Source organism: Pedobacter sp. Leaf216, from assembly GCF_001421515.1.
GTDB lineage: Bacteria > Bacteroidota > Bacteroidia > Sphingobacteriales > Sphingobacteriaceae > Pedobacter.
Genome location: NZ_LMKM01000033.1, coordinates 50,849 through 74,324, shown reverse-complemented (window position 1 = coordinate 74,324; position 23,476 = coordinate 50,849). Strand labels below are relative to the sequence as shown.

At 37.3% G+C, this 23,476-nt stretch carries 21 protein-coding genes; 16 read left to right on the top strand and 5 right to left on the bottom strand.

Annotated elements, in window-relative coordinates:
• Nucleotides 1-58: 58 nt before the first annotated feature.
• From ASE74_RS18650 to murI, 10 genes are all read left to right on the top strand, one after another.
• The gene (locus ASE74_RS18650; RefSeq protein ID WP_055912325.1) at nt 59-505 is read left to right on the top strand and encodes a GatB/YqeY domain-containing protein; all 447 of its coding nucleotides are present in this window, start codon (nt 59-61) and stop codon (nt 503-505) included.
• A 183-nt stretch (nt 506-688) separates the two neighbouring features.
• Complete coding sequence (locus ASE74_RS18645; protein WP_055912324.1) at nt 689-1,453, top strand: alpha/beta fold hydrolase; 765 nt, start codon at nt 689-691, stop codon at nt 1,451-1,453.
• Nucleotides 1,453-2,115: a CBS domain-containing protein gene (locus ASE74_RS18640; RefSeq protein ID WP_055912321.1), complete on the top strand. Its 663-nt coding sequence runs from the start codon at nt 1,453-1,455 to the stop codon at nt 2,113-2,115. The genes ASE74_RS18645 and ASE74_RS18640 overlap by 1 nt, the downstream gene beginning before the upstream one ends.
• A 9-nt stretch (nt 2,116-2,124) precedes the next feature.
• Entirely contained in the window at nt 2,125-3,006 is an 882-nt protein-coding gene (locus tag ASE74_RS18635) for an NAD kinase (protein ID WP_055912320.1), read from the top strand.
• 2 nt (nt 3,007-3,008) lie between these two features.
• Nucleotides 3,009-3,806 carry a DUF6089 family protein gene (locus ASE74_RS18630; protein WP_055912318.1) on the top strand — a complete coding sequence of 266 codons (798 nt, stop codon included), beginning with the start codon at nt 3,009-3,011 and terminating at the stop codon, nt 3,804-3,806.
• 19 nt (nt 3,807-3,825) lie between these two features.
• Nucleotides 3,826-4,566, top strand: coding sequence for an isoprenyl transferase (locus ASE74_RS18625; protein WP_055912316.1), 741 nt, complete (start codon nt 3,826-3,828; stop codon nt 4,564-4,566).
• Nucleotides 4,567-4,718: 152 nt separating this feature from the next.
• Complete coding sequence (bamA, locus tag ASE74_RS18620) at nt 4,719-7,262, top strand: outer membrane protein assembly factor BamA (protein WP_055912814.1); 2,544 nt, start codon at nt 4,719-4,721, stop codon at nt 7,260-7,262.
• Nucleotides 7,263-7,361: 99 nt separating this feature from the next.
• Nucleotides 7,362-7,892, top strand: coding sequence for an OmpH family outer membrane protein (locus tag ASE74_RS18615; RefSeq protein ID WP_055912314.1), 531 nt, complete (start codon nt 7,362-7,364; stop codon nt 7,890-7,892).
• Nucleotides 7,893-7,954: 62 nt separating this feature from the next.
• A complete protein-coding gene (locus ASE74_RS18610) occupies nt 7,955-8,533 on the top strand; it encodes an OmpH family outer membrane protein (protein ID WP_055912311.1) in 579 nt (192 codons plus the stop codon).
• Nucleotides 8,534-8,756: 223 nt separating this feature from the next.
• A complete protein-coding gene (murI, locus tag ASE74_RS18605) occupies nt 8,757-9,572 on the top strand; it encodes a glutamate racemase (RefSeq protein WP_055912309.1) in 816 nt (271 codons plus the stop codon).
• A 62-nt stretch (nt 9,573-9,634) separates the two neighbouring features.
• Here murI and ASE74_RS25260 read toward each other — a convergent pair whose 3' ends face one another.
• Complete coding sequence (locus ASE74_RS25260) at nt 9,635-9,775, bottom strand: hypothetical protein (RefSeq protein WP_235526162.1); 141 nt, start codon at nt 9,773-9,775, stop codon at nt 9,635-9,637.
• A 377-nt stretch (nt 9,776-10,152) separates the two neighbouring features.
• On the opposite strand from ASE74_RS25260, the gene ASE74_RS18600 reads away from it, so the two are divergent.
• Nucleotides 10,153-12,054, top strand: coding sequence for a class II glutamine amidotransferase (locus ASE74_RS18600; RefSeq protein ID WP_055912306.1), 1,902 nt, complete (start codon nt 10,153-10,155; stop codon nt 12,052-12,054).
• Between the two features lie 387 nt (nt 12,055-12,441).
• Here the strand turns inward: ASE74_RS18600 and ASE74_RS18595 are convergent, their stop codons facing one another.
• A complete protein-coding gene (locus ASE74_RS18595) occupies nt 12,442-13,068 on the bottom strand; it encodes a LysE family translocator (RefSeq protein ID WP_055912305.1) in 627 nt (208 codons plus the stop codon).
• Nucleotides 13,069-13,211: 143 nt separating this feature from the next.
• Here ASE74_RS18595 and ASE74_RS18590 point away from each other — a divergent pair, with 143 nt between their 5' ends.
• The 5 genes from ASE74_RS18590 to ASE74_RS18570 all read left to right on the top strand — a co-directional run bounded on the left by ASE74_RS18590 (nt 13,212) and on the right by ASE74_RS18570 (nt 19,430).
• On the top strand, nt 13,212-14,648 hold the full coding sequence (locus tag ASE74_RS18590) for an MFS transporter (protein ID WP_055912303.1): 1,437 nt from the start codon (nt 13,212-13,214) through the stop codon (nt 14,646-14,648).
• Nucleotides 14,649-14,711: 63 nt separating this feature from the next.
• Complete coding sequence (locus ASE74_RS18585; RefSeq protein ID WP_055912811.1) at nt 14,712-15,170, top strand: dCMP deaminase family protein; 459 nt, start codon at nt 14,712-14,714, stop codon at nt 15,168-15,170.
• A 211-nt stretch (nt 15,171-15,381) separates the two neighbouring features.
• On the top strand, nt 15,382-16,911 hold the full coding sequence (guaA, locus tag ASE74_RS18580) for a glutamine-hydrolyzing GMP synthase (RefSeq protein WP_055912301.1): 1,530 nt from the start codon (nt 15,382-15,384) through the stop codon (nt 16,909-16,911).
• Between the two features lie 110 nt (nt 16,912-17,021).
• Nucleotides 17,022-18,233, top strand: a complete 1,212-nt coding sequence (locus ASE74_RS18575) for an ABC transporter substrate-binding protein (protein WP_055912298.1) — start codon at nt 17,022-17,024, stop codon at nt 18,231-18,233.
• A gap of 27 nt (nt 18,234-18,260) precedes the next feature.
• On the top strand, nt 18,261-19,430 hold the full coding sequence (locus ASE74_RS18570; RefSeq protein WP_055912296.1) for an RNA methyltransferase: 1,170 nt from the start codon (nt 18,261-18,263) through the stop codon (nt 19,428-19,430).
• Nucleotides 19,431-19,821: 391 nt separating this feature from the next.
• Here the strand turns inward: ASE74_RS18570 and ASE74_RS18565 are convergent, their stop codons facing one another.
• The 3 genes from ASE74_RS18565 to ASE74_RS18555 form a co-directional block, all read right to left on the bottom strand.
• Nucleotides 19,822-20,388, bottom strand: coding sequence for a MarC family protein (locus tag ASE74_RS18565; RefSeq protein ID WP_029274105.1), 567 nt, complete (start codon nt 20,386-20,388; stop codon nt 19,822-19,824).
• A 79-nt stretch (nt 20,389-20,467) separates the two neighbouring features.
• On the bottom strand, nt 20,468-21,799 hold the full coding sequence (locus tag ASE74_RS18560; protein ID WP_200912326.1) for a porin: 1,332 nt from the start codon (nt 21,797-21,799) through the stop codon (nt 20,468-20,470).
• Nucleotides 21,800-21,894: 95 nt separating this feature from the next.
• On the bottom strand, nt 21,895-23,370 hold the full coding sequence (locus tag ASE74_RS18555) for an amino acid permease (RefSeq protein WP_055912294.1): 1,476 nt from the start codon (nt 23,368-23,370) through the stop codon (nt 21,895-21,897).
• Nucleotides 23,371-23,476 lie beyond the last annotated feature (106 nt).

Below are 23,476 nucleotides of genomic sequence, written 5' to 3'. Positions count from 1 at the left end.
AATAATTTTTATTTTAAACTAATGAAAGGAAAGCCCCTTTAGGGGTTTGGGGTTAAAAATGATATCAAATACAATAGATCAGGAAATAAAAAAGGCCATGTTGGCCAAAAACAGTGCACAGTTACGAGGTTTAAGGGCCATTAAGGCAGCCTTACTTTTGGCTAAAACCGAAAAAGGTTCTACTGAAGAAATTACAGAAGAAACTGAGCTTAAAATACTTCAGAAATTAATTAAACAACGCCGCGAATCTGCTGATATTTACAAACAACAAAACCGCGAAGATTTGTACCAGGTAGAGGAAGAAGAAATTGAAGTAATCAACCAGTTTTTACCTAAGCAATTGGATAGGGCAGAGGTTGCTGTAATTATTGAGGCCGTAATCAAACAATCCGGTGCCACATCGGTTAAAGATATGGGTAAGGTAATGGGCATGGCGAACAAAGAACTTGCTGGTAAAGCTGATGGAAAACTAATTGCCGAAATTGTTAAAGAAAAACTGGCCTAAGCAAGGTAAAAAGTAGGAGCGCAGAAAGGTTAGCGGTAATTTATCGCCATCAACATAGTGCTCTGCGCAATGCAAATAGTGTTTTTATACCGTTTTCAGTTTTATTTCAGAAAAATGGCTTAGAAATGCATAAATTTAATTTTACTCTACTAACTTAGTAGCACAATACCATCTAGAATATATATGACTTACCCGATAATAGAAGAAGACGGATTTAAATACATCGAAGCTGGAACAGGCGAGACACTGGTATTGCTGCATGGCCTAATGGGCGAACTAAGCAATTGGGAACTGGTTATTGAGCAGTTTAAAGATCGCTACCGTGTAATTATCCCTATTTTACCCATTTACGATCTGCCTATTTTAACATTGGGGGTAAAGGCGCTTTCAAGATATCTTCACCGCTTTTTAAAATTTAAAAATTTAAATCAGGTAGTGCTTGTTGGTAATTCACTTGGTGGGCATGTTGGGCTTGTATTTACGGTTGCACACCAGGAGTTTGTTAAGGCTTTAGTGTTAACCGGTAGCTCTGGTTTGTATGAAAATGCTTTTGGCGGTTCTTTTCCACGTAGAGAGAGTTACGATTATATAAAAGAAAAAGTTGAATTTACTTTTTACGATCCTGCAACAGCTACAAAAGAGCTGGTTGATGATGTATTTAAAACCGTTAACGACAGATCGAGGGTAATCAGGATTTTAACCATGGCCAAATCGGCAATACGCCACAACATGGGAAAAGAATTATCCAAAATTACAATCCCTGTTTCTCTTATCTGGGGGAAAAATGATAAAGTTACTCCACCAGAAGTGGCAGAAGAATTTCACCAGTTATTGCCTAATTCTGAATTGAACTGGGTAGATAAATGCGGACATGCACCTATGATGGAACATCCCGCAGTATTTAACGCGTATTTAGAGAAATTTTTAGATAGAATATTGTTAAAATAATGTTTGCTGCAGAAATCATATCAGATGCAATTCCATCATTAAGAACCGATGACACGGTGCAAAAGGCTTTAGATCGCATGAACGATTTTAAAGTTAAACATTTGCCTGTAGTTAACGAAGTTACTTTGCTGGGTTTAGTTTCTGAAGATGATCTGTTAAACATTGCCAATCACGATACCCTTTTAAACGATGCTGCGGTAAGTATGTTAAATGTATTTGTGCTGAATAATGCACATACGTACGATGTAATCAGGTTATTGAGCCAGCTTAAATTAACTACTGTACCCGTATTGGATCAGCAGAAAAACTACCTCGGCTTAATTTCCATCAACAACATGATAAATGCAGTTGCCGAACAATATGCTGTTAACGAGCCTGGCGGAATTATTGTACTGGAAATTAGCAATCGCGATAACTCTCTGGCACATATTGCGCAGATTGTAGAAGCCGATAATGCACAGGTACTTTCTTCTTATGTGAATGCTTTCGAAGATTCTACACGTTTAGAAGTTACATTAAAAGTAAATAAAACCGAAATTACTTCATTGGTAGCTTCTTTTGAAAGATATGATTATCTGGTAAAAGAAGTATACAATAACACACAGATTGATGATGGATCGCAGGAGCGTTACGATTCTTTCATGAACTATTTAAATGTATAAACCTACTTTATGAGGATTGCAATTTACGGGAGAGATTTTAATGATACGGTTTTACCATATGTTCAAGAGGTATTTAATCATCTGGCCGAGCACAATATTCAGCCTGTTTTATATTCAAAATTTAAAACTTCGCTTCATGGCAAGATAAAACTGCCCGCCAATACCATTATTTTTCATAACCATGCCGAATTAAAAGAGCGTGCCGATGTATTATTGAGTTTAGGTGGTGATGGAACTTTGTTGGATACCCTATCTTTAATCCGCAATTCGGGCATACCTGTAATCGGAATTAATTTTGGCCGCCTGGGCTTTTTGGCCAGCATCAATAAAAATGAGATCGGATCAGCTTTGCATGCCTTAATTAATGAGGAGTATACCTTAGATAGTCGTTCATTGCTCATTTTAGAATCTGATAACGGCCTGTTTGGCGAAGAAAACTTCGCGCTCAATGATATTACCATCCACCGCCGTGATAATTCGGCGATGATGATTATCCATGCCTCGATGAATGGTGAGTTTATTAACTCCTACTGGGCTGATGGATTAATTATTGCTACTCCAACAGGTTCTACCGCTTACTCATTAAGCTGCGGTGGTCCTATTATTTATCCCGATTCTGAAAATTTTGTAATCACACCAATTGCCCCACATAACCTAAATGTTAGGCCTGTGGTGGTATCCGACGGTAATAAACTTTCTTTTGAAGTGGAGGCAAGGGAATCAAAATTTCTGGTTTCTTGCGATAGCCGCACAGTAACCGTAGAGCGATCGGTAAAAATCAGTATAAAAAAAGCAGATTTTTGTGTTAATCTTATCCGCCTTAACAATGAAACTTACTTAAACACGTTAAGGAATAAATTATTATGGGGCATTGATACCCGTAACTACTAAGTATGACGCCAAGCAAACTCCTCTTAATTGTACTATTCTTCATTTTTGGTAAACAGATTTCGTTTGCCCAGGATGGTACTTGGGAACTTGGTTTGATGGGTGGAGTTGCAGGTTACATGGGCGATCTTAACCAGAATAACCCTTTGCAGATTAGTGGTCTTTCCGGAGGAGCTTATGTAAAGCGGAACTTTAATCAGTATTTGGGTGTTCGTTTAAATTATACTTACGGCCAGGTTAAGGCTGATGATTCTTATTCCAGCAACGAGCATTTCCGGAAAAGAAATTTACGTTTTAAAACAATGCTGAACGAATTTAGCGGCTTGATTGATTTTAATTTTTTTAATTTCAGGATTGGCGGCGGAACCCGACAGTTTACCCCATATTTATTTACAGGTGCTGGCCTGGTAATTTTTAAGCCCACAGTAAAAATCGACGGCGAAAGGTACAGGTTAGACCAACTGGCAACCGAAGGTCAGGAAAATGGATACCCAAATGCTGTTTTAACCATTCCATATGGTTTAGGGCTAAGGTATAATTACAAAGATACCTGGAGTGTGTTTACCGAAATTGGTTATAGAACACCACTTACCGATTATATTGATGATGTAAGCGGTCGGTATCCGGTTAACCCTGCATTTGTAGGAAATGGGCAAAATCAGGTTAATTTATCAGATCCTTCACGCTATCAAATCGGTGAGCCGGGAACACAAAGAGGCGATTTTCGAAAAAGGGACACTTATCTATTTGTTAGTGTTGGCATATCTTTTACCTTTGTATCCTCAAAATGCTATTCCTTTTAAGCTGATTTTGACATAATTAATGGGATTTAAAGAACAAATAGACTATAGCCGCCTGCCAAAGCACATTGCCGTTATCATGGATGGCAACGGAAGATGGGCAAAAGGCCAGGGTAAAGTGAGGGTTTTCGGCCATGAACAAGGTGTACTTTCGGTAAAAGACATTGTAGAGGGTTGCGTAGAAGTGGGTATTGAATACTTAACATTGTACGCATTTTCTACCGAAAACTGGAATCGGCCAAAAGAAGAAGTAGACGCATTGATGCAAATTCTTATTTCTACCATCAATAAAGAAACGGAAACACTTAATAAAAATAATATAAAGCTTAATGCGATTGGCAATATTGCATCCTTACCTCAAGAGTGTATCGATGATTTAAAGGAAGCCATGGCAAAAACAGCCCACAATGAAAAATGTACTTTAACTCTTGCGTTGAGTTATAGTGCAAAGTGGGAAATTTTAGAGGCTGCAAAAAAAATTGCCTCGGCTGTTAAAGATAATATCATATCGTTGGATGACATTGATGAAGACCTGTTTTCATCAAAATTAACAACAGTAAATATTCCCGATCCGGAACTGATGATCAGAACAAGTGGAGAGCACCGAATCAGCAATTACCTGCTTTGGCAAATGGCTTATACGGAGTTTTATTTTACTGATGTTTTGTGGCCGGATTTCAGACGGGAAGATCTTTTCGAGGCTATTGTTGACTATCAAAAACGCGAACGCCGTTTTGGTAAAATTAGCGAACAATTAAACTAATTTTTCTTTTAACACTTTTTAACAAGCGTTTAAACTAACTTAGCACCACTTTTATACGATAAATGAAACCATAATAAGGGAAACAGAATAAAGAAAATTTTGCTTTATAAAACATTGTTACCTTCGTGGCCATTACTGAACAAATTATTTTAATGAAAAGAATATTTCAAGTTTTAATTCTACTAGTTTTAGCCGCTCCGGCCTTCGCTCAAATACGTCCACAAGGTCAGGCACCGGCAACCCCTTCTTTAAAGGTTGGTGGCTTAGATCTCGATTATTTTAGTCCAAAAGAATATATCATTGGTGGTACAACAGTAACAGGAACCCAATATTTAGATAAAGAAGTATTAATTACACTATCTAAATTAACCAAAGGCGACAAAATTGTACTTCCTGGTGAGGCAACTTCTGATGCAATTAAAACGCTTTGGGCACAGGGATTGTTTGATGATGTTAAACTTAATATCGAAAAGTTTGTTGGTGATTCAGTTTATTTTGAAATTGAAGTAGCAGAACGTCCGCGTTTAAGCTCAATTGATTTAAAAGGTATCCGTAAATCTGAAAAAACAGCCATTCAGGAAAAATTGAATGATAAAACAGGTAAAATCGTAAATGATAACTTATACAATACCACTTCGGCCATTGTAAAAAAATATTTGTTGGATAAAGGTTTCTTCTTCACGCAGATCGATTATAAAACACGTAAAGATCCAAATGCGGAAAACAGTGTGGTTTTAGAAGCCAATATCAATAAAGGTCATCGTGTTAAAGTTCAGCACATTGATTTTACCGGCAACAAAGATTTTAAATCAGCAAAACTCAGAAAATACTTAAAAAGTCCTAAACAGTTTGCATGGTGGCGTTTTTGGGGTTCAGGAAAATTTGCGAAAGAAAAATACGAAGAAAACAAAGTAAAAATGATTGCCAAAATGCACGAAAAAGGCTATCGTGATGCGGAGTTATTAAAAGATACCATCTACCAGTACAATAAGAAAAAAGTTAATATTAGAATGGACCTTTACGAAGGCAAGAAATATTATTTCGGTAATATTACCTGGGCCGGCAATGCGATCTATCCTGACAGTATTTTGAAAAAAGTATTGACCATTGAAAAAGGTGATGTTTTTAGTGAAGAAAAATTAAACAAGAAGTTAAATGGCGGCGGCGAAAACGGTGGCGACATTAACAGTATGTATACCGATAACGGATACTTAACTTTTAACATCGATCCGGTACAAACCAAAATTTACGGTGATACAGTTGATGTGGAATTAAGGATGTACGAAGGACCTCAGTATACCAATAACCGAATTACCTTAAAAGGAAATACCATTACAAATGATAAAGTTGTATTGCGTGAGATCCGTACTAAACCTGGACAAAAATTTAACAAAAGTGATTTAATCCGTACCATCCGTGAAATTGGTCAGTTAGGTAACTTTGATGAATCTAAAACAGTGCCAACTCCTCGTCCAAATCCGGCAGATGGTACAGTGGATATTGAATATGCAGTAGAAGAAAAACCTTCAGATCAGATTGAGCTTTCAGGTGGTTTCGGTGGTGGCCGTATCATTGGTACATTAGGCTTAACCTTCAACAACTTTTCACTACGTAACCTGTTCAACTTAAAAGCTTATAAACCACTACCAAAAGGAGATGGACAAAAATTAAGCTTACGTGGACAAACGAATGGTAAATACTACCAATCATATAGTTTTTCTTTCTCACAACCTTGGTTTGGCGGCGAGAAACCGGTAAGTTTAGGTGTAAGTGCATTTACCTCACTACAATCTAATGGTTTAAGCAATGGAGATGCTGCTTTTCAGAAAATCCGTTTAAATGGGGTAACGGTTAGTTTAGGCAGAAGATTGAACTGGCCAGACAATTATTTTCAGTTAAGCCATGCATTTAGTGTGCAACAATATATATTAAATAACTATACAGGGTATTTATTCAAAACAGGTACATCATATAATATCAGTCTATCGCAAGAAATCAGTCGCGATTCAAGGGATTCGCCAATTTTTCCTAAATCAGGATCATTTTTACGTTTTACCATTCAGGCAACACCTCCTTTTTCATTGTTAAACAAAACAAACTATGCTACGGCATCTGATAAAGAAAAATACCGTTTTACAGAGTATCATAAATGGAAATTCGATTCGCAATGGTATCAGCGTGTAGCTGGAAATCTTGTAATTAAAGCACAGGCACAGTTTGGTTTCTTAGGACAATATAACAAAGCAGTGGGTCAATCAGCATTTGAGCGTTTTAAACTGGGTGGTGATGGTATGCAGGGATTCGATTTCTTACAAGGTTCGGAGTTAATTGCAATGCGTGGTTATGCTAATAATACGGTTATTCCAAATGGTTCTGATCCAAATGTTGCACAACAATCTGGTAGTCCGATTTATACAAAATACGTATTAGAGGCACGTTATCCGGTAATTGCGAGTCAGCAAGCTACGGCATTTGTTTTAGCATTTGCAGAGGCGGGTAATACCTGGAATAGATTTGGCGATTTTAATCCTTTCAATGTGAGGAGATCAGTTGGTGTAGGTGCACGTATCTTTTTGCCAATATTTGGTTTATTAGGTATCGATTATGGACATGCATTTGATAGAATTCCTGGAATAGCTGATGGTGGTAAACAAAACTTCACCTTTAGTATCGCACAACAATTAGGTGGATTTTAATTGTTAAAGAACAAAAATTTAATTAATTATGCAATAAATCATCGCAAGATGAGTTTAAAGAAAGCTTAGGTTATTAAAGTATCATTAACACACACACAAATGAAAAAGTATCTTTTTATCGCATTTCTACTTTGCACTTCTTTCGGTGCCTTTGCACAGAAGTTTGCTTATGTAGACACGGAGTATATTTTGAAACATTTGCCAGAATATAAGTCGGCATTGAGTCAGTTGGATGTTGCCTCAAAACAATGGCAGCAGCAGGTTGATCAGAATTTTTCTGAAATCGACAGGATGTACAAGGCTTATCAGGCAGATCAGGTTTTACTAACAGATGATATGCGCAAACGCCGTGAAAATGAAATTATTGAAAAGGAAAAACAAGCTAAAGAATTTCAGCGTTCGAAATTTGGTCCTGATGGCGATCTTTTCCAAAGCAGAACAAAATTAATCAAACCTATTCAGGATAAAGTAGCTGAGGCAATAAAACAAATTGCAAAATCTAAGTATTTAGATTTTATTTTCGATAAGAGCAGCGAAGCTACCATGATGATTTATGCAAGCAGCAGTTACGATGTTAGTAATGATGTAATTGTAAAATTAGGTTACAAGCCAGGGACTGTAAATAATTAGTATATTCGCCCCTGATTTTTAGAAAAAACAATTAGAAAAAAATAAAAAAGTAAAATAGAACGATGAGAAAGTTAATTAACGTATTCTTTGTAGCAGCAGGTTTATTGTTTACAGCGAATATGGCAAGTGCACAACAAAAATTGGGTCACATTAATTCTGAAGAGGTATTCGCAAATTTACCAGAGGCTAAAGCAGCTCAAACAACTTTAGAGACCTTAGGTAAACAAAAACAAGCTGATATTGATGCAATGATCAAAGAATATCAGGGAAAATTGGCAGCAGCTCAAACCAAAGAAAAAACTTTGAGCGAAGCCAACAAAGAATCAGTAGGAAAAGAATTGCAAGTTGCTGGTCAAGAATTACAGGATTTAGAAAAACGTATCACTGATGCCCGTACTAAAGCTTCACAAGATATAGGTACTAAACAAGGAGAATTGTTTCAACCAATCCAGGCTAAAGTTGCAACTGCAATTTCGGCTGTAGCTAAAGAAAAAGGATTAGCTTACGTTTTCGATATCGCAAACGGACAAGGTGGTAACAATTTAGTTTTCTGGGATGGTGGTGATGATATTACTGCTTCAGTAAAAACTAAATTAGGCATTACTGCAACTGCTGCAAAACCAGCTGCTCCTAAAAAGTAGTTTGAGTTCGGAGTCGCAAGTCTCCTTAACAGTACAAGATATAAAGCGGAATTAAGTTTAACTTAGTTCCGCTTTTTTTGTTTTTAGGATTTTCGTCATGCTGAATTTATTTCAGCATCTTTAATGCCTGGCTTTACTGTTAGTAAGATCCTGAAACAAGTTCAGGAAGACGACCACTTTAACGATTTTACTTTTCAATATTTATCAATAACTTCCCAACACAATGCGTACATCCCCAATAGGTATTTTCGATTCAGGTTATGGTGGGTTAACCGTATTCCGTTCTATAGCAGATAAACTGCCCGATTATAATTATATTTACCTGGGCGATAATGCGCGTTCGCCTTATGGTGATCATTCTTTTGATACCATTTATAAATATACTTTAGAATGTGTAGAATGGCTCTTTGCGAAGGGTTGTCATTTAGTTATCCTTGCTTGTAACACCGCTTCTGCCAAGGCCCTACGCACGATACAGCAAAAAGATCTTCCGGCAAAATATCCGGATAGGAGAGTCTTAGGTGTGATAAGGCCTACTGCAGAAGTTATAAACGGATATACTAGTACCAAACAAGTTGGTGTAATGGGAACAAGAGGAACGGTGAATTCTCAATCCTATCTTTTAGAAATTAATAAATTTTTTCCAGAAATTGAGGTATATCAGCAAAGCTGCCCGATGTGGGTGCCTTTGATTGAAAATAACGAACATTTACAACCAGGAGCAGACTTTTTTATTAATGAATATTGCAGTCAGTTACTTAGTCAATCTGAAGATATCGATTGTGTATTATTGGCCTGTACACATTATCCTTTGTTAATGCCAAAACTGAAAAAAGTATTTCCCGATCATATCAACGTTTTAACACAAGGTGAAATTGTAGCTAAGAGTTTGGTCGATTATTTGGAAAGACATCCTGAAATCGAACAAAAACTAGCTAAACAAGGAGAAAGACAATTTTATACCAGTGGTGATCCTGATGCTTTTGATGAACACGCTTCGATATTTTTTGGAGAAGCACTAAAATCGGGTAAAATGTAGTGCCGTTAATCGGTTAATTCCCTATATGCATCCTGCTGAATTTGTTTAAGTATCTATTTTGCTTATTTCCATCGGCTAACTGTTCTTCTGATCTGCATCCTTCTAATCCTTTTTCCGTATCTTTTTTTAAAAGTCTCTGGCAAATGATATCCTAAATACCATTCTGTTAAACTTGTTTCAGCATCTATTTTGCTTACTTCCATCGGCTAACTGTTCTTCTAATCTGAATCCTTCTAAACTTTTATCTGTATCTATTTTGTTAAATGTCCCTGCTAAATGCTATCCTAAGTACGTCCTGCTGAACTTGTTTCAGCATCTATTTTTCTAGATTAAATTACAAATCCAAATCCTGTTTAACTGGCTATTAAGTCAATATGCTTTAACATAAGTGTCAATTTTACACTAACTATGCGCTTTATTTATTAATATTATAATAATGATGCGCGATATTAAGTTACAAACGCAACTTATCCTACATTTAAGGGCATCTGTCAGTTTAAACTCATCATCTTAAAAGAAAGCATTTTTGTTTAGGTTGTAATGGTTTAAAAGGATAACTTTGCGGCTTCAAACCCACACAATGAGTGATCAGATAAAACACGAATGCGGAATCGCTTTTATTCGCCTGTTAAAACCACTTTCTTACTACCAGCAAAAGTACGGTACAGCACTTTACGGCCTTAACAAATTATACCTTTTAATGGAGAAACAGCATAACCGGGGCCAGGATGGCGCAGGTATTGCCACCATTAAACTGGATATGAAACCCGGCAGTAGGTACATTAGCCGATACCGGAGCATGGCATCTAATGCGGTAGCTGATATCTTCGAATATGTGCAGAACAAATTTGTCGATATCCAAGAAAATACCCCTGAATTAATGCAGGATACAGAATGGCTCAAAAACAACGTAAGCTTTATAGGCGAGGTGTTAATGGGCCATTTGCGTTATGGTACACATGGTAAAAACAGCATCGAAAATTGCCACCCTTTTTTAAGGCAGAACAACTGGATGACGCGTAACCTGGTTATTGCAGGTAACTTCAACATGACGAATGTTGATGAATTATTGGAGCAATTGTACGAGCTAGGTCAACACCCGAAAGAAAAAGCAGATACTGTAACCGTATTGGAAAAAATCGGTCACTTTTTAGATGATGAAAATCAGGAGCTTTTCGACCAGTATAAGAAAGAAGGGCATGATAATGTTGCGATCACACATAAAATATCCGATAATTTAGATATTGCTAACATTCTTCGCCGTTCAGCCAAAACATGGGATGGAGGTTATTCGATCTGTGGTATGGTGGGTAATGGCGATTCGTTTATCATGCGCGATCCGGCAGGTATCCGTCCGGCATATTATTATTATGATGATGAGATTGTTGTAGCGGCTTCAGAAAGGCCAGCATTACAAACTGCATTTAATATTCAATTTAAAGATGTTAAGGAAATCGATCCAGGGCATGCTTTAATTATTAAGAAAAATGGAGAGGTGAGCATGGAGCAGTTCCGCGAGCCTACCGAAAGATTATCTTGTTCGTTTGAGCGCATCTATTTCTCTAAAGGAAGTGATGTTGAAATTTACCGCGAACGTAAACAGCTGGGCCGTTTGTTGAGTGATAAAATTCTTCAGGCTGTTAATTACGATTTAAAAAATACGGTATTCTCATTTATTCCAAATACGGCAGAAGTTGCCTTTTTCGGAATGGTTGATGGTGTGCAACGTTATGTGCGCAATCATCAAAAAGAAACGTTACTACATAGAAAAGAACAATTAACTGATGAGCAGTTAGACGATTTATTGTCGCTTGCACCACGGGTTGAAAAACTTGCAGTTAAAGATGTTAAACTGAGAACGTTTATTACCCAGGATGCTGACCGTAGTGAAATGGTGGCTCACGTTTATGATACTACTTATGGCATCATCAACAACCATCAGGATACTTTAGTGGCTTTAGATGATTCTATTGTTCGTGGTACTACGCTTAAGCAAAGTATCATTAAAATTGTAGACCGTTTACACCCTAAAAAGATTATTATTGTTTCTTCAGCACCTCAAATTCGTTACCCTGATTGTTATGGTATTGATATGAGTAGAATGGGCCAATTTGTGGCTTTCGATGCAGCTATTCAGTTGCTTACCGAACGCGGGATGTGGCAGGTTATCGAAGATGTTTACACCAAATGTAAAGCTTCGTTACTTTTACCCAAAGAAGAAATTGTAAACCACGTTAAAGAAATTTACAAACCTTTTACACCTGAAGAAATTTCAGCAAAAATTGCACAAATTATTACGCCTAAAGGTACTGTAGCAGAAGTTGAGGTGATTTACCAGAGCTTGGAAAATTTACATGAGGCTTGTCCGAAAAACAAAGGAGACTGGTATTTCTCAGGAAATTATCCTACTCCAGGTGGTAATAAAGTAGTAAACAAAGCTTTCGTTAACTGGAAAGAAGGAAATAACCAAAGAGCTTACTAAGGTATTCCCTAAAAAGCACTTGGATAACAAAATAGCTCATATTTATATGGGCTATTTTTTTTTGTTTTTTACCACTGAGAACATCGAGTTTGCACAGAGAAAAGAAGAGTTTCGAGCCCCTGTTTAGCGCTGGGCACGAAGACACAAATTGTAGCTTCCTATGCAGAGAAGAGTCCTTAGACTCCGCTCAAAGTGACCATCAAAAAAGGTAACAATCTTTTCCTACCTAAACCTGACATTAGCGGAAAGCCCGGAGGTAAATTCTTCATTTGCCGAGGACTTGTAGCATTGGCAGGACTAACGATAATTGTGGTACTGCACTTGCTTTTCTAAAAATATTAGACCACCTAAATCTTATAGGCAGATCCAAGCTGAGAACGCAATATATTATGCGTAAAACTTTAAATAAGTTTTAATAATTAACCAGAAGGCAAAGAAGATAATAACCACACCGGCAATTTTATTCAATTTTTTTAATGCGTCTTCTTTAATTTTATAACGGAGTTTACTAGAGTAGAAACTCTTTGCGCCATCGATACTAAGTTGTGTGGCCATGGCAATAAAAAAGCATACTAATTTCTCGTTAAGCATGTTATTCAGCTTAACTGAGATAATTCCACTTACAATTATCCAAAACATTAGGGTAGAGGGAGTGAGGATGCACATTAGAAATCCTTTAATCACATACCCGCGTTTGCTTACCTTTTGCAGGGTAGAGCTGTCGTAATTTACAGTAATTTTAGAAACGAGGTAATAAATGCCTACTGCTAACAAAAAAAGGCCCCCAATGGTGCCCACATATTTATCAAATTCGGCTTGATAATCCAGAAACTGGCTTCCAAAAAGCACAAGTGCGATGAGGATTATATCACTGATAATCACGCCAACGGCTAAAGAAAATCCAGCTTTGAAGCCTCTCTCTATGCTGGTTTTGATCATTGCAAAAAATACCGGCCCTGTTAAAAACGACGAAATAATCCCTGCTCCTATTCCTAGTAATATGGCTTCAAACATGCATTGTATTGTTTATAATATGCGAATATGCAATTTTATACCTAAACATATAACATTTATTTTTGTTGCACGGGTTGCATAAAATTTACTGGTTTTCATTTTTTTTTATTTATGTTTAGAGCCACTAAAACTAGATTTAAAAAATGAGTTCAGAACAAACACAAACCAAATGGGGGCAATTTATTCCTTTGGTCACGGTATTCTTTTTCTGGGGCTTTGTTGCCGCCAGTAACGATATTTTAATACCTGTATTTAAAAAAGCTTTTGATTTATCCCAAGCAGAAAGCCAATTGGTATCGTTGGCATTTTATATTGCCTATACCGTGGGTGCTTTAATTTACAACGGTATTTCTGTACTTATCGGGCAGGATATTGTAAATAAGCTTGGCTATAAAAATTCGCTTGCGCTTGGCTTGGTTATTTCTGCACTTGGAACATTATTGTTTTATCCGGCAGCAAATCTGCATTCGTTTCCTTTAATGCTTTCGGGCTTGTTTATTGTGGCGCTGGGTTTCTCCTTACAACAAACGGTGGCCAATCCATTGGCAATTGCATTAGGGCCGATTACTACGGGTTCTCAACGTTTAACTCTGGCTGGCGGTATTAATAATTTTGGTACTACTATCGGGCCGCTTATTGTAAGTTTTGCCATTTTCGGTTCTGCTGCCAATGCTACAACCAATATAAGTATAGAAAGTGTTAAAATTCCTTACCTGATTTTAGGTGTTGCGTTTATTGCAGTTGCTATTTTCTTAAAAATGTCGTCGTTACCTGATAAACCTGCATTGGTAGAAGCGTCAGTTGATGATACTAAATCGATTAAGGGGTCAGCGTTGAAATATCCACAGTTGGTTTTAGGTATGATTGCCATCTTCGTTTACGTTGGTGTTGAAGTTTCTACTGCCAGTAACTTACCTGCTTACATGGAGAAAGATTTAGGCTTTGCGATTAAAGATATTGCTCCATATATCTCTTTATATTGGGCAAGCATGATGATTGGCCGTTGGACCGGTGCTGTTGAAGCCTTTACCGATAACATCAGTACGCAAAAAGTGTTGCGTTTTATTGCACCATACCTGGCTTTTGGTATTTTCTTAGCGGTTAACGCCATTGCAAAACATGATCTTGCACCATTTTATGTGTACGGTTTAATTATTTTAGTGTTAATTGGTGCCGATATGGCCAGTAAAGGCAATCCGGCGAGAATGTTATTAATTTTCTCTGCTATTGGGATTACTGCTTTATTAATCGGGATGTTTACTACTGGGATGACAAGTGTTTACGCAATTACCAGTGTAGGTTTGTTTTGCAGCACCTTATGGCCTTGTATTTTTACTTTAGCCGTAAGCGGATTGGGCAAACATACCAGTCAGGGTAGTAGTTTTCTAATTATGATGATTATGGGCGGTGGTATTATCAGTTGGGCACAGGGTGCTGTATCTGAATTTACAGGTATCCAATACAGTTATGTTGTGGGTATAATCTGTTTCTCTTACCTGGCTTTTTATGCCTGGAAAGTAAGTGGTATTTTAAGATCACAAGGAATATCTTTCGATAAGAAACTTTCTGGCGGACATTAATTTATAATAAACTAATTTTGCAGCCACAGCAATTCACTTGCTGTGGCTTTTTTGATTTTTTACATGACAGATAAACCAAGTTTCGATACCATATTTATGAACCTAGCCACCGATTTGGCTGCCCGCTCACATTGTGTGCGCGCACATGTAGGTGCCGTTTTAACGAAAGATACCCGCATTATTTCCATCGGCTATAATGGGCCGCCAGCAGGTACGCATAACTGCGATGAGGAATGGCCAGAGCATGGCTGCGCCAGAGACAGTAAAGGAAGTTGTTCCTTAGCCTTACACGCTGAGGAAAATGCAATCCTTTATGCCTCAAAAAATGGATCGAAGATAGAAGGTTGTACTTTATATACCACTTTGTCGCCTTGTATTGCCTGTGCAAGGTTAATTTTGTCTTCCGGAATTAAACTCGTGTACTATTCGAAATCGTACGCAGCATACAAAGGCTTGCCAAGTGATGAAGGAGTAGATTTTTTAAGGAAATTTGGGGTGGAAGTCGTTTTGATTGAATCGTAGAGGTTTTATTGGTTCATTTGCTATTGGTTAATCGGTTTAACTGCTTAAATTGATTAACTGGAGCTAAACGGCAATTGTTCAATTCAAACTGTAGTTGATTTATTTTTTACGTTTAATTACCGCCAGGCTCAATGCGCTAATCTCTTAGCTTTTCCTCTAAAAATCTCAAATCTCCCCTCTCAAATCTCGTATCTAATTGCTACCTTTGCGGATGCAAGAAAAAATCATTATCGTCGATTTTGGTTCGCAATTTACACAACTCATCGCTCGTAGGGTTCGCGAACTAAATATTTACTGTGAAATATATCCATATAACAATCTTCCTGAAATTACGCCTGATGTAAAAGGGGTTATATTTTCGGGTAGTCCATATTCTGTTCGCCAGGAAGATGCTCCTCAAATCGAATTAGCTAAATACCACTTAAAATATCCATTATTGGCTGTTTGTTATGGTGCACAATACATTGCCCAACATTCTGGTGGCGATGTACAGGCCTCGTCAACCCGCGAATACGGCCGTGCAAATTTGAATTTCGTTAATCAGGAGAATAAATTATTTAAAGGCATCAATATCGATTCACAGGTATGGATGAGTCATGGCGATACAATTACCGATATTCCTGAGAATTTTGAGCTGATTGCCAGTACCGATAGCGTTAAAGTAGCAGCTTACCATATTAAAGATTCTGATACTTATGCCATCCAGTTTCACCCTGAAGTAACACACAGTACCGATGGAAAAATCCTTTTGGAAAACTTTTTGGTAGATATCTGTGGATGTAGCCAGGATTGGACTTCTGCTGCTTTTGTTGAAACTACAATTGCTGATATTAAAGCTACAGTAGGTAACGACAAAGTTGTTTTAGCACTTTCAGGCGGTGTAGATAGTAGTGTTGCAGCGGTCCTTTTGCATAAAGCCATCGGCACAAACCTTCACTGTATATTTGTAGATAATGGTTTATTGCGTAAAAACGAATACGAAAGTGTTTTAGAACAGTACAAAGATTTTGGCTTAAACATTAAGGGAGTTGATGCGAAAGATAAATTCTTAAGTCAGTTGGCTGGCGTAGAAGACCCTGAAACAAAACGTAAAATTATTGGTCGGGTGTTTATTGAGGTTTTCGATGAAGAATCTCATCTGATTCAAGATGTAAAGTGGTTGGCACAAGGTACAATCTATCCTGATATTATCGAATCTGTTTCAGTAAAAGGCCCGTCGGCTACCATTAAATCACACCATAATGTAGGTGGTTTGCCAGATTTTATGAAACTTAAGGTTGTAGAGCCGCTTAAAACTTTGTTTAAAGATGAAGTAAGAAGAGTAGGTACCACTCTAGGTTTAGAATCATTTATTTTAGGCCGTCACCCGTTTCCTGGTCCCGGTTTAGGTATCCGCATTATTGGAGAGGTAACGCCCGAAAAAGTGGCTATTTTACAAGATGCCGACAAAATTTATATCGATAACTTAAAAGAGGCAGGTCTTTACGATCAGGTATGGCAGGCCGGTGCAATCTTTTTACCGGTACGATCAGTAGGCGTAATGGGCGATGAACGTACTTACGAAAATGTAATTGCTTTAAGAGCAGTGGAATCACTTGATGGTATGACTGCTGATTGGTGCCATTTGCCTTATCCGGTATTGGCTAAAATCTCTAACGAAATCATTAATAAAGTGAAAGGAATTAATAGAGTAGTGTACGATATCAGCTCTAAACCACCTGCAACAATCGAGTGGGAATAATTCAGTGGTGAGTTTTCAGTTTGGAATTTCTGTCTAAACTGCATAAAATAAATGTAATGCTAGCAAGGTGGAATAAACTTTGCTAGCATATTTTGTTAAAAATGATAGGTATGAATTTTAAAAAGGTTTATTGGTTGCCAATTTTGTTTACTGTAATTTTAAGTGCTTGTTCACCTAAAATTAGGACTCCCAAACCAGAAACTAAAAAACCTGAAGAAAAAGAAAAGCCTGCCGATAAAAAGCCGATCAAAAAGTTTTCGCAGGCAAGTGTTTCCTTACTTGTTCCTTTTAAGCTCGATGAACTGAATTTAAAAACCGCTACAAAAGCTGATATTGAGAAATATGCCATGCCTATCGATTTTTACCAGGGCTTTAAATTGGGGCTCGATTCTGCAGCTGCCCAGGGCTTAAATTTTAAACTGAATGTTTTCGATACCCAGGATGATAACGCTCATATTTCTACACTGTACAAAAACGAAAGGTTTAAAGAGAGCAATATCATTATCGGCCCCGTTTTTCCTGAGGGTTTAAAATTTATTTCTACCTATTCAAAAGAAAATAATGCGCTTATCGTATCGCCTTTAGCCGCTACTGAACCTACTGAATTTAATAATCCCAACCTGGTTTCAATTGTAAATAACATTGGCCTGCATGGCAAGAAAGTAGCCTCTTACATTGCTAAAAGTTTTAATCCAGCCAATACTATAGTGGTGATAATTAACCCTAAAAAATCGGAAGATGAACAGTTTGCAGCCCCGGTAAGAAATTATCTTAAAAACAGTACAAAGTTTGTGGTGCAGGAATATGCCTCAGCTTACACCTTTGAAACGAAAATGATTAAAGGCAAGCAATATGTAGTTGTGGTTACATCATCCGACCGCGCTTTTGTGCTGCCCACCATCGAAAAACTTTATAAATTAAAAAATCTGCCAACAGGAGGATATAATATCAATTTATTTGGACATCCAAATTGGGTGAAACAGAATTTTCCTACTGATAAATTGCAAAATTTAAATACCATTATAAGTTCATCTTACAAAATAGATTATAAAAGCAGTGCCGTAGTTACTTTTATCAAAAAATACCGGTATAAATATGGTTTCGAACCTGGTGAATATGCTTTTAAAGGTTTCGATATCGGCTATTATTTTGCTAAGCTATTGGCGAACCATGGAGAAGAATATAAAGACTATATCGTAAAAGATAAATATAAAGGACTACATAATAATTTTTCATTTATTCATGATGAAAAATTAGGTTATATTAACACCAGTTTAATATTACTGAAGTTTAAAAACTTCGCGCTAAACCCAGTTGAATAATCTACATTTCTTCCATTTAATTATTGCATGAGAGCAGACCATCAGTTAAGAGCCTTTGAACAGATTTTAAATAATTACGATGGCAGTTTGCCCTTGCATCGCTTTTTGCCTGCTTATTTTAAACAGCATAAACAGATGGGTTCATCAGATAGGAGATGGGCAACCCGTCATATATATAGTTTTTTCAGGCTTGGGAAGGCTTTATCAACCCTTCCGCAGGAAGAGCGGCTAAGTATTGCCGATTTCTTATGTCATGATACCCTTAGCCTGATTGTTGAGCAGAATCTGCCTCAGTTAAAAGAACATATTACATTACCTCTTGAGCAGAAATTAACCCTGGTTAAAAGCAAATATCCAGATTTTGAGCTGGAACAGGTTTATCCTTTCTCTACAGCACTTTCGGGTGATGTTGACAAAGAAGCATTTTTTACCTCCTTTTTTAAACAACCTGATCTTTTTATCAGGGTGGCAGCTGAAGATGCTACAGAGGTTATTAGTAAGCTGGAAAATGAGAATATTACTGTTAAAGCGATTTCCGAAACTGCCCTGGCTTTACCCAATGGAACTAAATTAGAAACTGTTTTAAAAGAGGGGAGTTACCAGGTTCAGGATTTATCTTCACAACATACCGGCGAATATTTTAAACCAAATAAATGGGATAAATGGTGGGATTGCTGTGCAGCATCAGGCGGTAAAACATTACTTCTACATAGTTTTGAATCAGTAATTGAGCTTTTGGTTTCTGATTTGCGTGAAAGTGTACTTTTGAACCTTGATGAGCGTTTTCGCCTTGCGGGAATTAAAAAATACCATAAAAAAGAATTGGATCTTTTACAAAATAACGATCAGGTGTTGCACCATTATCAGTTTGACGGGATCATTTTAGATGCCCCTTGCACCGGCTCAGGTACCTGGGGTAGAACACCAGAAATGCTCAGTTTCTTCGAAGAACGTAAAATCAATCAATTTGCTGCCATTCAGAAAGGTATTGTACAAAACATTGTAAAATACTTAAAACCGGGCAAGCCTTTAATTTATATTACCTGTTCTGCCTTCGAGGCCGAAAATGAAGCAGTTGTACAGCATATGATCGATACCTTGCCTTTAGAATTGGAAGAAATGGAATTGATTAAAGGCTATGAAAAAAATGCTGATACAATGTTTGTAGCCAGGTTAATTAAGAAAAGCCAGGATTAATCACTCGGTTCGTTACCCTGAATTTATTTCAGGGTCTTAAAATATAGATGCTGAAATAAATTCAGCATGACGATCGATTTATAGTCGCTAGGTATGTTCAAACCAGGATTTGAAATTCTTTTTGAAGTATTTCACTGCTTCTATTAAAAGGGCAATGGCTCCAATAATTAAGGTATATTCTTCAAAGCTGTTCATAATATAAGCTTTATTATTAGATGAATATACGGAATTATTGTTACAGATTGATTGAGGGATTGTCATTTTAAACGTTATTTCCCTCGATCGTAATGCTGAATTTCAGCATCTTTTCTGCAAGATAGACCCTGAAATAAATTTAATGTGTACCTTTCCGCTGCGTTACAGGTCAAGATGACGAATCTTTGAATAATCCCTAAAGCCCTGTATTATTTCTAAACAACTTAATCGCGATAGCCAATAAAATTACGCCAAAGGCTTTACGTAGAATATTTAATCCAGATTTGCCGAAAAGCTTCTCCAGCCTGTTGGTATTTTTCAATACAAAATATACAAACAACATATTAAGAATTATACCCACCAATATATTCTGCGTATGGTATTCTGTTTTTAGCGAAAGTAGCGTGGTCATTGTACCAGCTCCTGCAATTAGTGGAAAAGCCAATGGAACAATAGACACCGTTTCTGGGGCCTCTTCCTTGAAAATGGTAAGACCCAAAACCATTTCCATGGCAATAAAAAAGATCACGAATGAACCTGCAATGGCGAAAGATTCTACATCTAATCCGATTACCTTTAATAAAGATTCGCCTACAAATAAGAAGAGGATCATTAAGCCTGTAGCCACAAGTGATGCTTTTTCTGATTCGATATGACCTGCTTTTCTGCGCAATTCGATTACCACAGGAATGGCTCCTAAAATATCTATAATAGCAAAAAGTACCATCGTAGTAGATAGGATCTGGCTTAAGTTGAACGTCATAAAATCGAATTTCATAGCGGAGCAATTTTAAGCAAAGGTAGCGGAATTTGTTTCAATTCCTCAATTGTGTAAGTATTTATTAGAAATAGAACTGTGTTCTTAAAGTGAGCACATTGTCTTTTCTATCAGCGGTATAGCCTTCTATTTTGGTCGATTCGTTTTTAATGATATCGTAATATAGAACCGCTTTAAAATGTGGATTAAAATGATGCAGAAAGCCAAAACCAAAAGTATCAAAACGCACATCAGCAGGAGATAGGCCACGATCGCTTGAAATATCGAGTCCTTTTACTTTCGAATTCGGATCGTACCAATCGTATTTTAAAATAATTTGATTATCGGTACTGTTAAGGGTTTGCACAAAAGTAAGGTAAGCACCATTAAAGGTTCTGGTATAGTATGGCAAAGCGATCGATTTATTGTCCACAGGATAAGAGCCAGGTGTAGTTGATGTTGTTGAAGTCCCCGTTTGTAAACCAGATACCACCTCTGCTCTTAATTCCGATTTCCAGCTTTTGGTTTTAGTTGCCAATTGGATGTCGGCACCATAATATCTTCGTGGGGCAACTTTATTAACGGTATTAACCGACGAATCTTTCACCATTCTCCATTGATCGTTTATTTGGTTCATTTTATAACTTACAGGCAAGCGGTGGTTTAATCCACCTTGTAGGGTACTTATACCACCAGCTATGGTAAAAGTGTTAAATGCATAGGTTTTATGGCTTAACCTAAAGATAAAATCCTTGCTGTTATCAAATTCTCCTGCACCTGCGAGGCCCTGCCCATTGTAAATACCGAAATCAAATACAAAATTTTTAAGCCTGGCATCCTTCCAACGGGGATTTAAACTAAACGTTACACCAAGATCACGTTCAGTTTTCATTAAAATCTGCGACATCCGGCCACGTTCTGGTGCTTCCCTAACGGAAGATGACAGCTGAAGCTCGTTACCAAAAGGACGACCGGAAAGGCCTAAAGTTACCGCTAAAATTTTCCATTCATTCTCATAATAACGTCCCCAAAAATCCCGAATGGCAACCCCTTGTTCAGTTCCATCAAACTGGAGTACAAAGTAAGTAGAAGGACTGCCATCATCAGTTAACATCATATAATCGGCCCTTAGGCGGCCCCTTCTCAGTCTGAATCGGTTATTAGTAAACTCTCCAAAATTTCCACCCTGATATTCTGCCTGCGTACCGTTTGATTGAGCAACCTGAAATTGCGGTTGTAAATATCCGCTGAAAGATAACGAGCCGTATTTTTTTGATATAATGAGCAAATGGTTAACTGTTGTAGAATCCATTACATCGTTAATTGTTCTTTGGCCGTAACTTATTGAAGAAAACAGCGGTAGGAATGCAACGATCAGGAAATATACTTTTTTATATCTTGCAAAATGACGGTTCATGTTATCAATTTTTTGCAAAGGTAGTTTTATTAACAATTATTTAACATAAAAAAAGCCCCGACTTTCATCGGGGCTTATAATTTTTAGAAAAATTTTTATTTTACGTCTCTCAAATGAGAATTTTTTCTGCTGTATCCAAAATAAATAATGAAACCTAAAGCTAACCAGCCAAATAACCTTAACCAGTTGGTCCAACCTAAGCCAAGTATCATTAATCCGCAGGCAGCAACACCAAGAATTGGAATTATAGGCACCCAAGGAGTTCTAAACTGACGTGGAAGATCCGGATCTGTTTTTCTTAAGATAATTACCGCAACACAAACTAGCATAAAGGCAAATAAAGTACCAATACTGGTCATATCACCAACAACATCACCAGGAATAAATGCGGCAAATAAACCCACAATTACCAAAATAACAAGGTTGGCTTTAAAAGGTGTTTTAAATTTAGGGTGAAGATCGCTAAACATTTTTGGTAATAAACCATCTTTACTCATCGAATAAAATACGCGGCTTTGGCCCAATAACATCACCAGGATTACAGAAGAAAAACCTGCTAAAATAGCTACAGTTACCAATTTAGATAACCAGCTATAACCAGTCATGTATTCACTTATTGCAGCAACAACTGAAGCTTCGCCACCTTTTGTCCTGAAAAATTCTACCGGAGCAATACCTGTTAAAACGTGTGCAAATAAGATATATAATATTGTACAAACTGCTAATGAACCTAAAATACCAATTGGCATAGCTGTTTTAGGGTTTTTAGTTTCTTGAGCTGCGGTACTTACGGCGTCGAAACCGATGAAGGCGAAAAACACTGTTCCGGCTGCACCAATAACTCCCCAGAAACCACCAAAACTATGGCTGATACCTGCATGATCTACATAAGTTGTAGCCTCTGGAATGTATGGATGGTGGTTGGCTTCGTGAATAAAGCCCCAACCTAAAACAATAATTAAAATTACGATACCTACTTTAGTGATTACGATAATACCGTTTACAAAAGCAGATTCTGAAGTTCCTTTAATTAAAAGTAAACTTAGCAAGCCTACAATAAATAAAGCCGGAAGATTTAGAATACCGTTAACAGTACCATCAGGATGCGACTGAAAAGGGGAGTGACACCATTCGTAAGGTATGGGAGACATATGCAATACCTCTACCAAAAGTTTATTTAAATATTCACTCCATGCAATACCTACTGTTGCTGCTCCAACTGCATACTCCAATACTAAATCCCAACCAATTACCCATGCCATCAACTCGCCCATTGTAGCATAAGTATAAGTATATGCACTACCTGAAATTGGAATTGAAGATGATAATTCAGCATAGCATAATCCAGCTAAGGCACAGCCTATTGCCGCTATTATGAATCCGATTGTAACCGAAGGACCTGCGTTTTGGGCGGCTGCAGCTGCAGTACGCACAAATAGACCAGCACCAATGATTGCGCCAACACCCAGAGCTACTAATGCTCCTGCACTAAGTGTACGCTTTAAGCCTTTGCCTGAATCACCTGCTTCTTCAAGCAATAGATGCATTGGCTTTTTAGTAAATAAACCCATATTATAGTTTTTGTTTAGATTAATTCAGCTCCAAACGTAATTAAAAATTACGGAAAAGTAAAAGGGATTTTGGTTAAAAATCCCTTTTACTATTATTATATCTATG

Bases quoted from the DNA above. Each gene is read 5' to 3' on its own strand.
- ASE74_RS18650 (WP_055912325.1), top strand. From the start codon at position 59: ATGATATCAAATACAATAGATCAGGAAATAAAAAAGGCCATGTTGGCC.
- ASE74_RS18645 (WP_055912324.1), top strand. From the start codon at position 689: ATGACTTACCCGATAATAGAAGAAGACGGATTTAAATACATCGAAGCT.
- ASE74_RS18640 (WP_055912321.1), top strand. From the start codon at position 1,453: ATGTTTGCTGCAGAAATCATATCAGATGCAATTCCATCATTAAGAACC.
- ASE74_RS18635 (WP_055912320.1), top strand. From the start codon at position 2,125: ATGAGGATTGCAATTTACGGGAGAGATTTTAATGATACGGTTTTACCA.
- ASE74_RS18630 (WP_055912318.1), top strand. From the start codon at position 3,009: ATGACGCCAAGCAAACTCCTCTTAATTGTACTATTCTTCATTTTTGGT.
- ASE74_RS18625 (WP_055912316.1), top strand. From the start codon at position 3,826: ATGGGATTTAAAGAACAAATAGACTATAGCCGCCTGCCAAAGCACATT.
- bamA (WP_055912814.1), top strand. From the start codon at position 4,719: ATGAAAAGAATATTTCAAGTTTTAATTCTACTAGTTTTAGCCGCTCCG.
- ASE74_RS18615 (WP_055912314.1), top strand. From the start codon at position 7,362: ATGAAAAAGTATCTTTTTATCGCATTTCTACTTTGCACTTCTTTCGGT.
- ASE74_RS18610 (WP_055912311.1), top strand. From the start codon at position 7,955: ATGAGAAAGTTAATTAACGTATTCTTTGTAGCAGCAGGTTTATTGTTT.
- murI (WP_055912309.1), top strand. From the start codon at position 8,757: ATGCGTACATCCCCAATAGGTATTTTCGATTCAGGTTATGGTGGGTTA.
- ASE74_RS25260 (WP_235526162.1), bottom strand. From the start codon at position 9,775: ATGGAAGTAAGCAAAATAGATGCTGAAACAAGTTTAACAGAATGGTAT.
- ASE74_RS18600 (WP_055912306.1), top strand. From the start codon at position 10,153: ATGAGTGATCAGATAAAACACGAATGCGGAATCGCTTTTATTCGCCTG.
- ASE74_RS18595 (WP_055912305.1), bottom strand. From the start codon at position 13,068: ATGTTTGAAGCCATATTACTAGGAATAGGAGCAGGGATTATTTCGTCG.
- ASE74_RS18590 (WP_055912303.1), top strand. From the start codon at position 13,212: ATGAGTTCAGAACAAACACAAACCAAATGGGGGCAATTTATTCCTTTG.
- ASE74_RS18585 (WP_055912811.1), top strand. From the start codon at position 14,712: ATGACAGATAAACCAAGTTTCGATACCATATTTATGAACCTAGCCACC.
- guaA (WP_055912301.1), top strand. From the start codon at position 15,382: ATGCAAGAAAAAATCATTATCGTCGATTTTGGTTCGCAATTTACACAA.
- ASE74_RS18575 (WP_055912298.1), top strand. From the start codon at position 17,022: ATGAATTTTAAAAAGGTTTATTGGTTGCCAATTTTGTTTACTGTAATT.
- ASE74_RS18570 (WP_055912296.1), top strand. From the start codon at position 18,261: ATGAGAGCAGACCATCAGTTAAGAGCCTTTGAACAGATTTTAAATAAT.
- ASE74_RS18565 (WP_029274105.1), bottom strand. From the start codon at position 20,388: ATGACGTTCAACTTAAGCCAGATCCTATCTACTACGATGGTACTTTTT.
- ASE74_RS18560 (WP_200912326.1), bottom strand. From the start codon at position 21,799: ATGAACCGTCATTTTGCAAGATATAAAAAAGTATATTTCCTGATCGTT.
- ASE74_RS18555 (WP_055912294.1), bottom strand. From the start codon at position 23,370: ATGGGTTTATTTACTAAAAAGCCAATGCATCTATTGCTTGAAGAAGCA.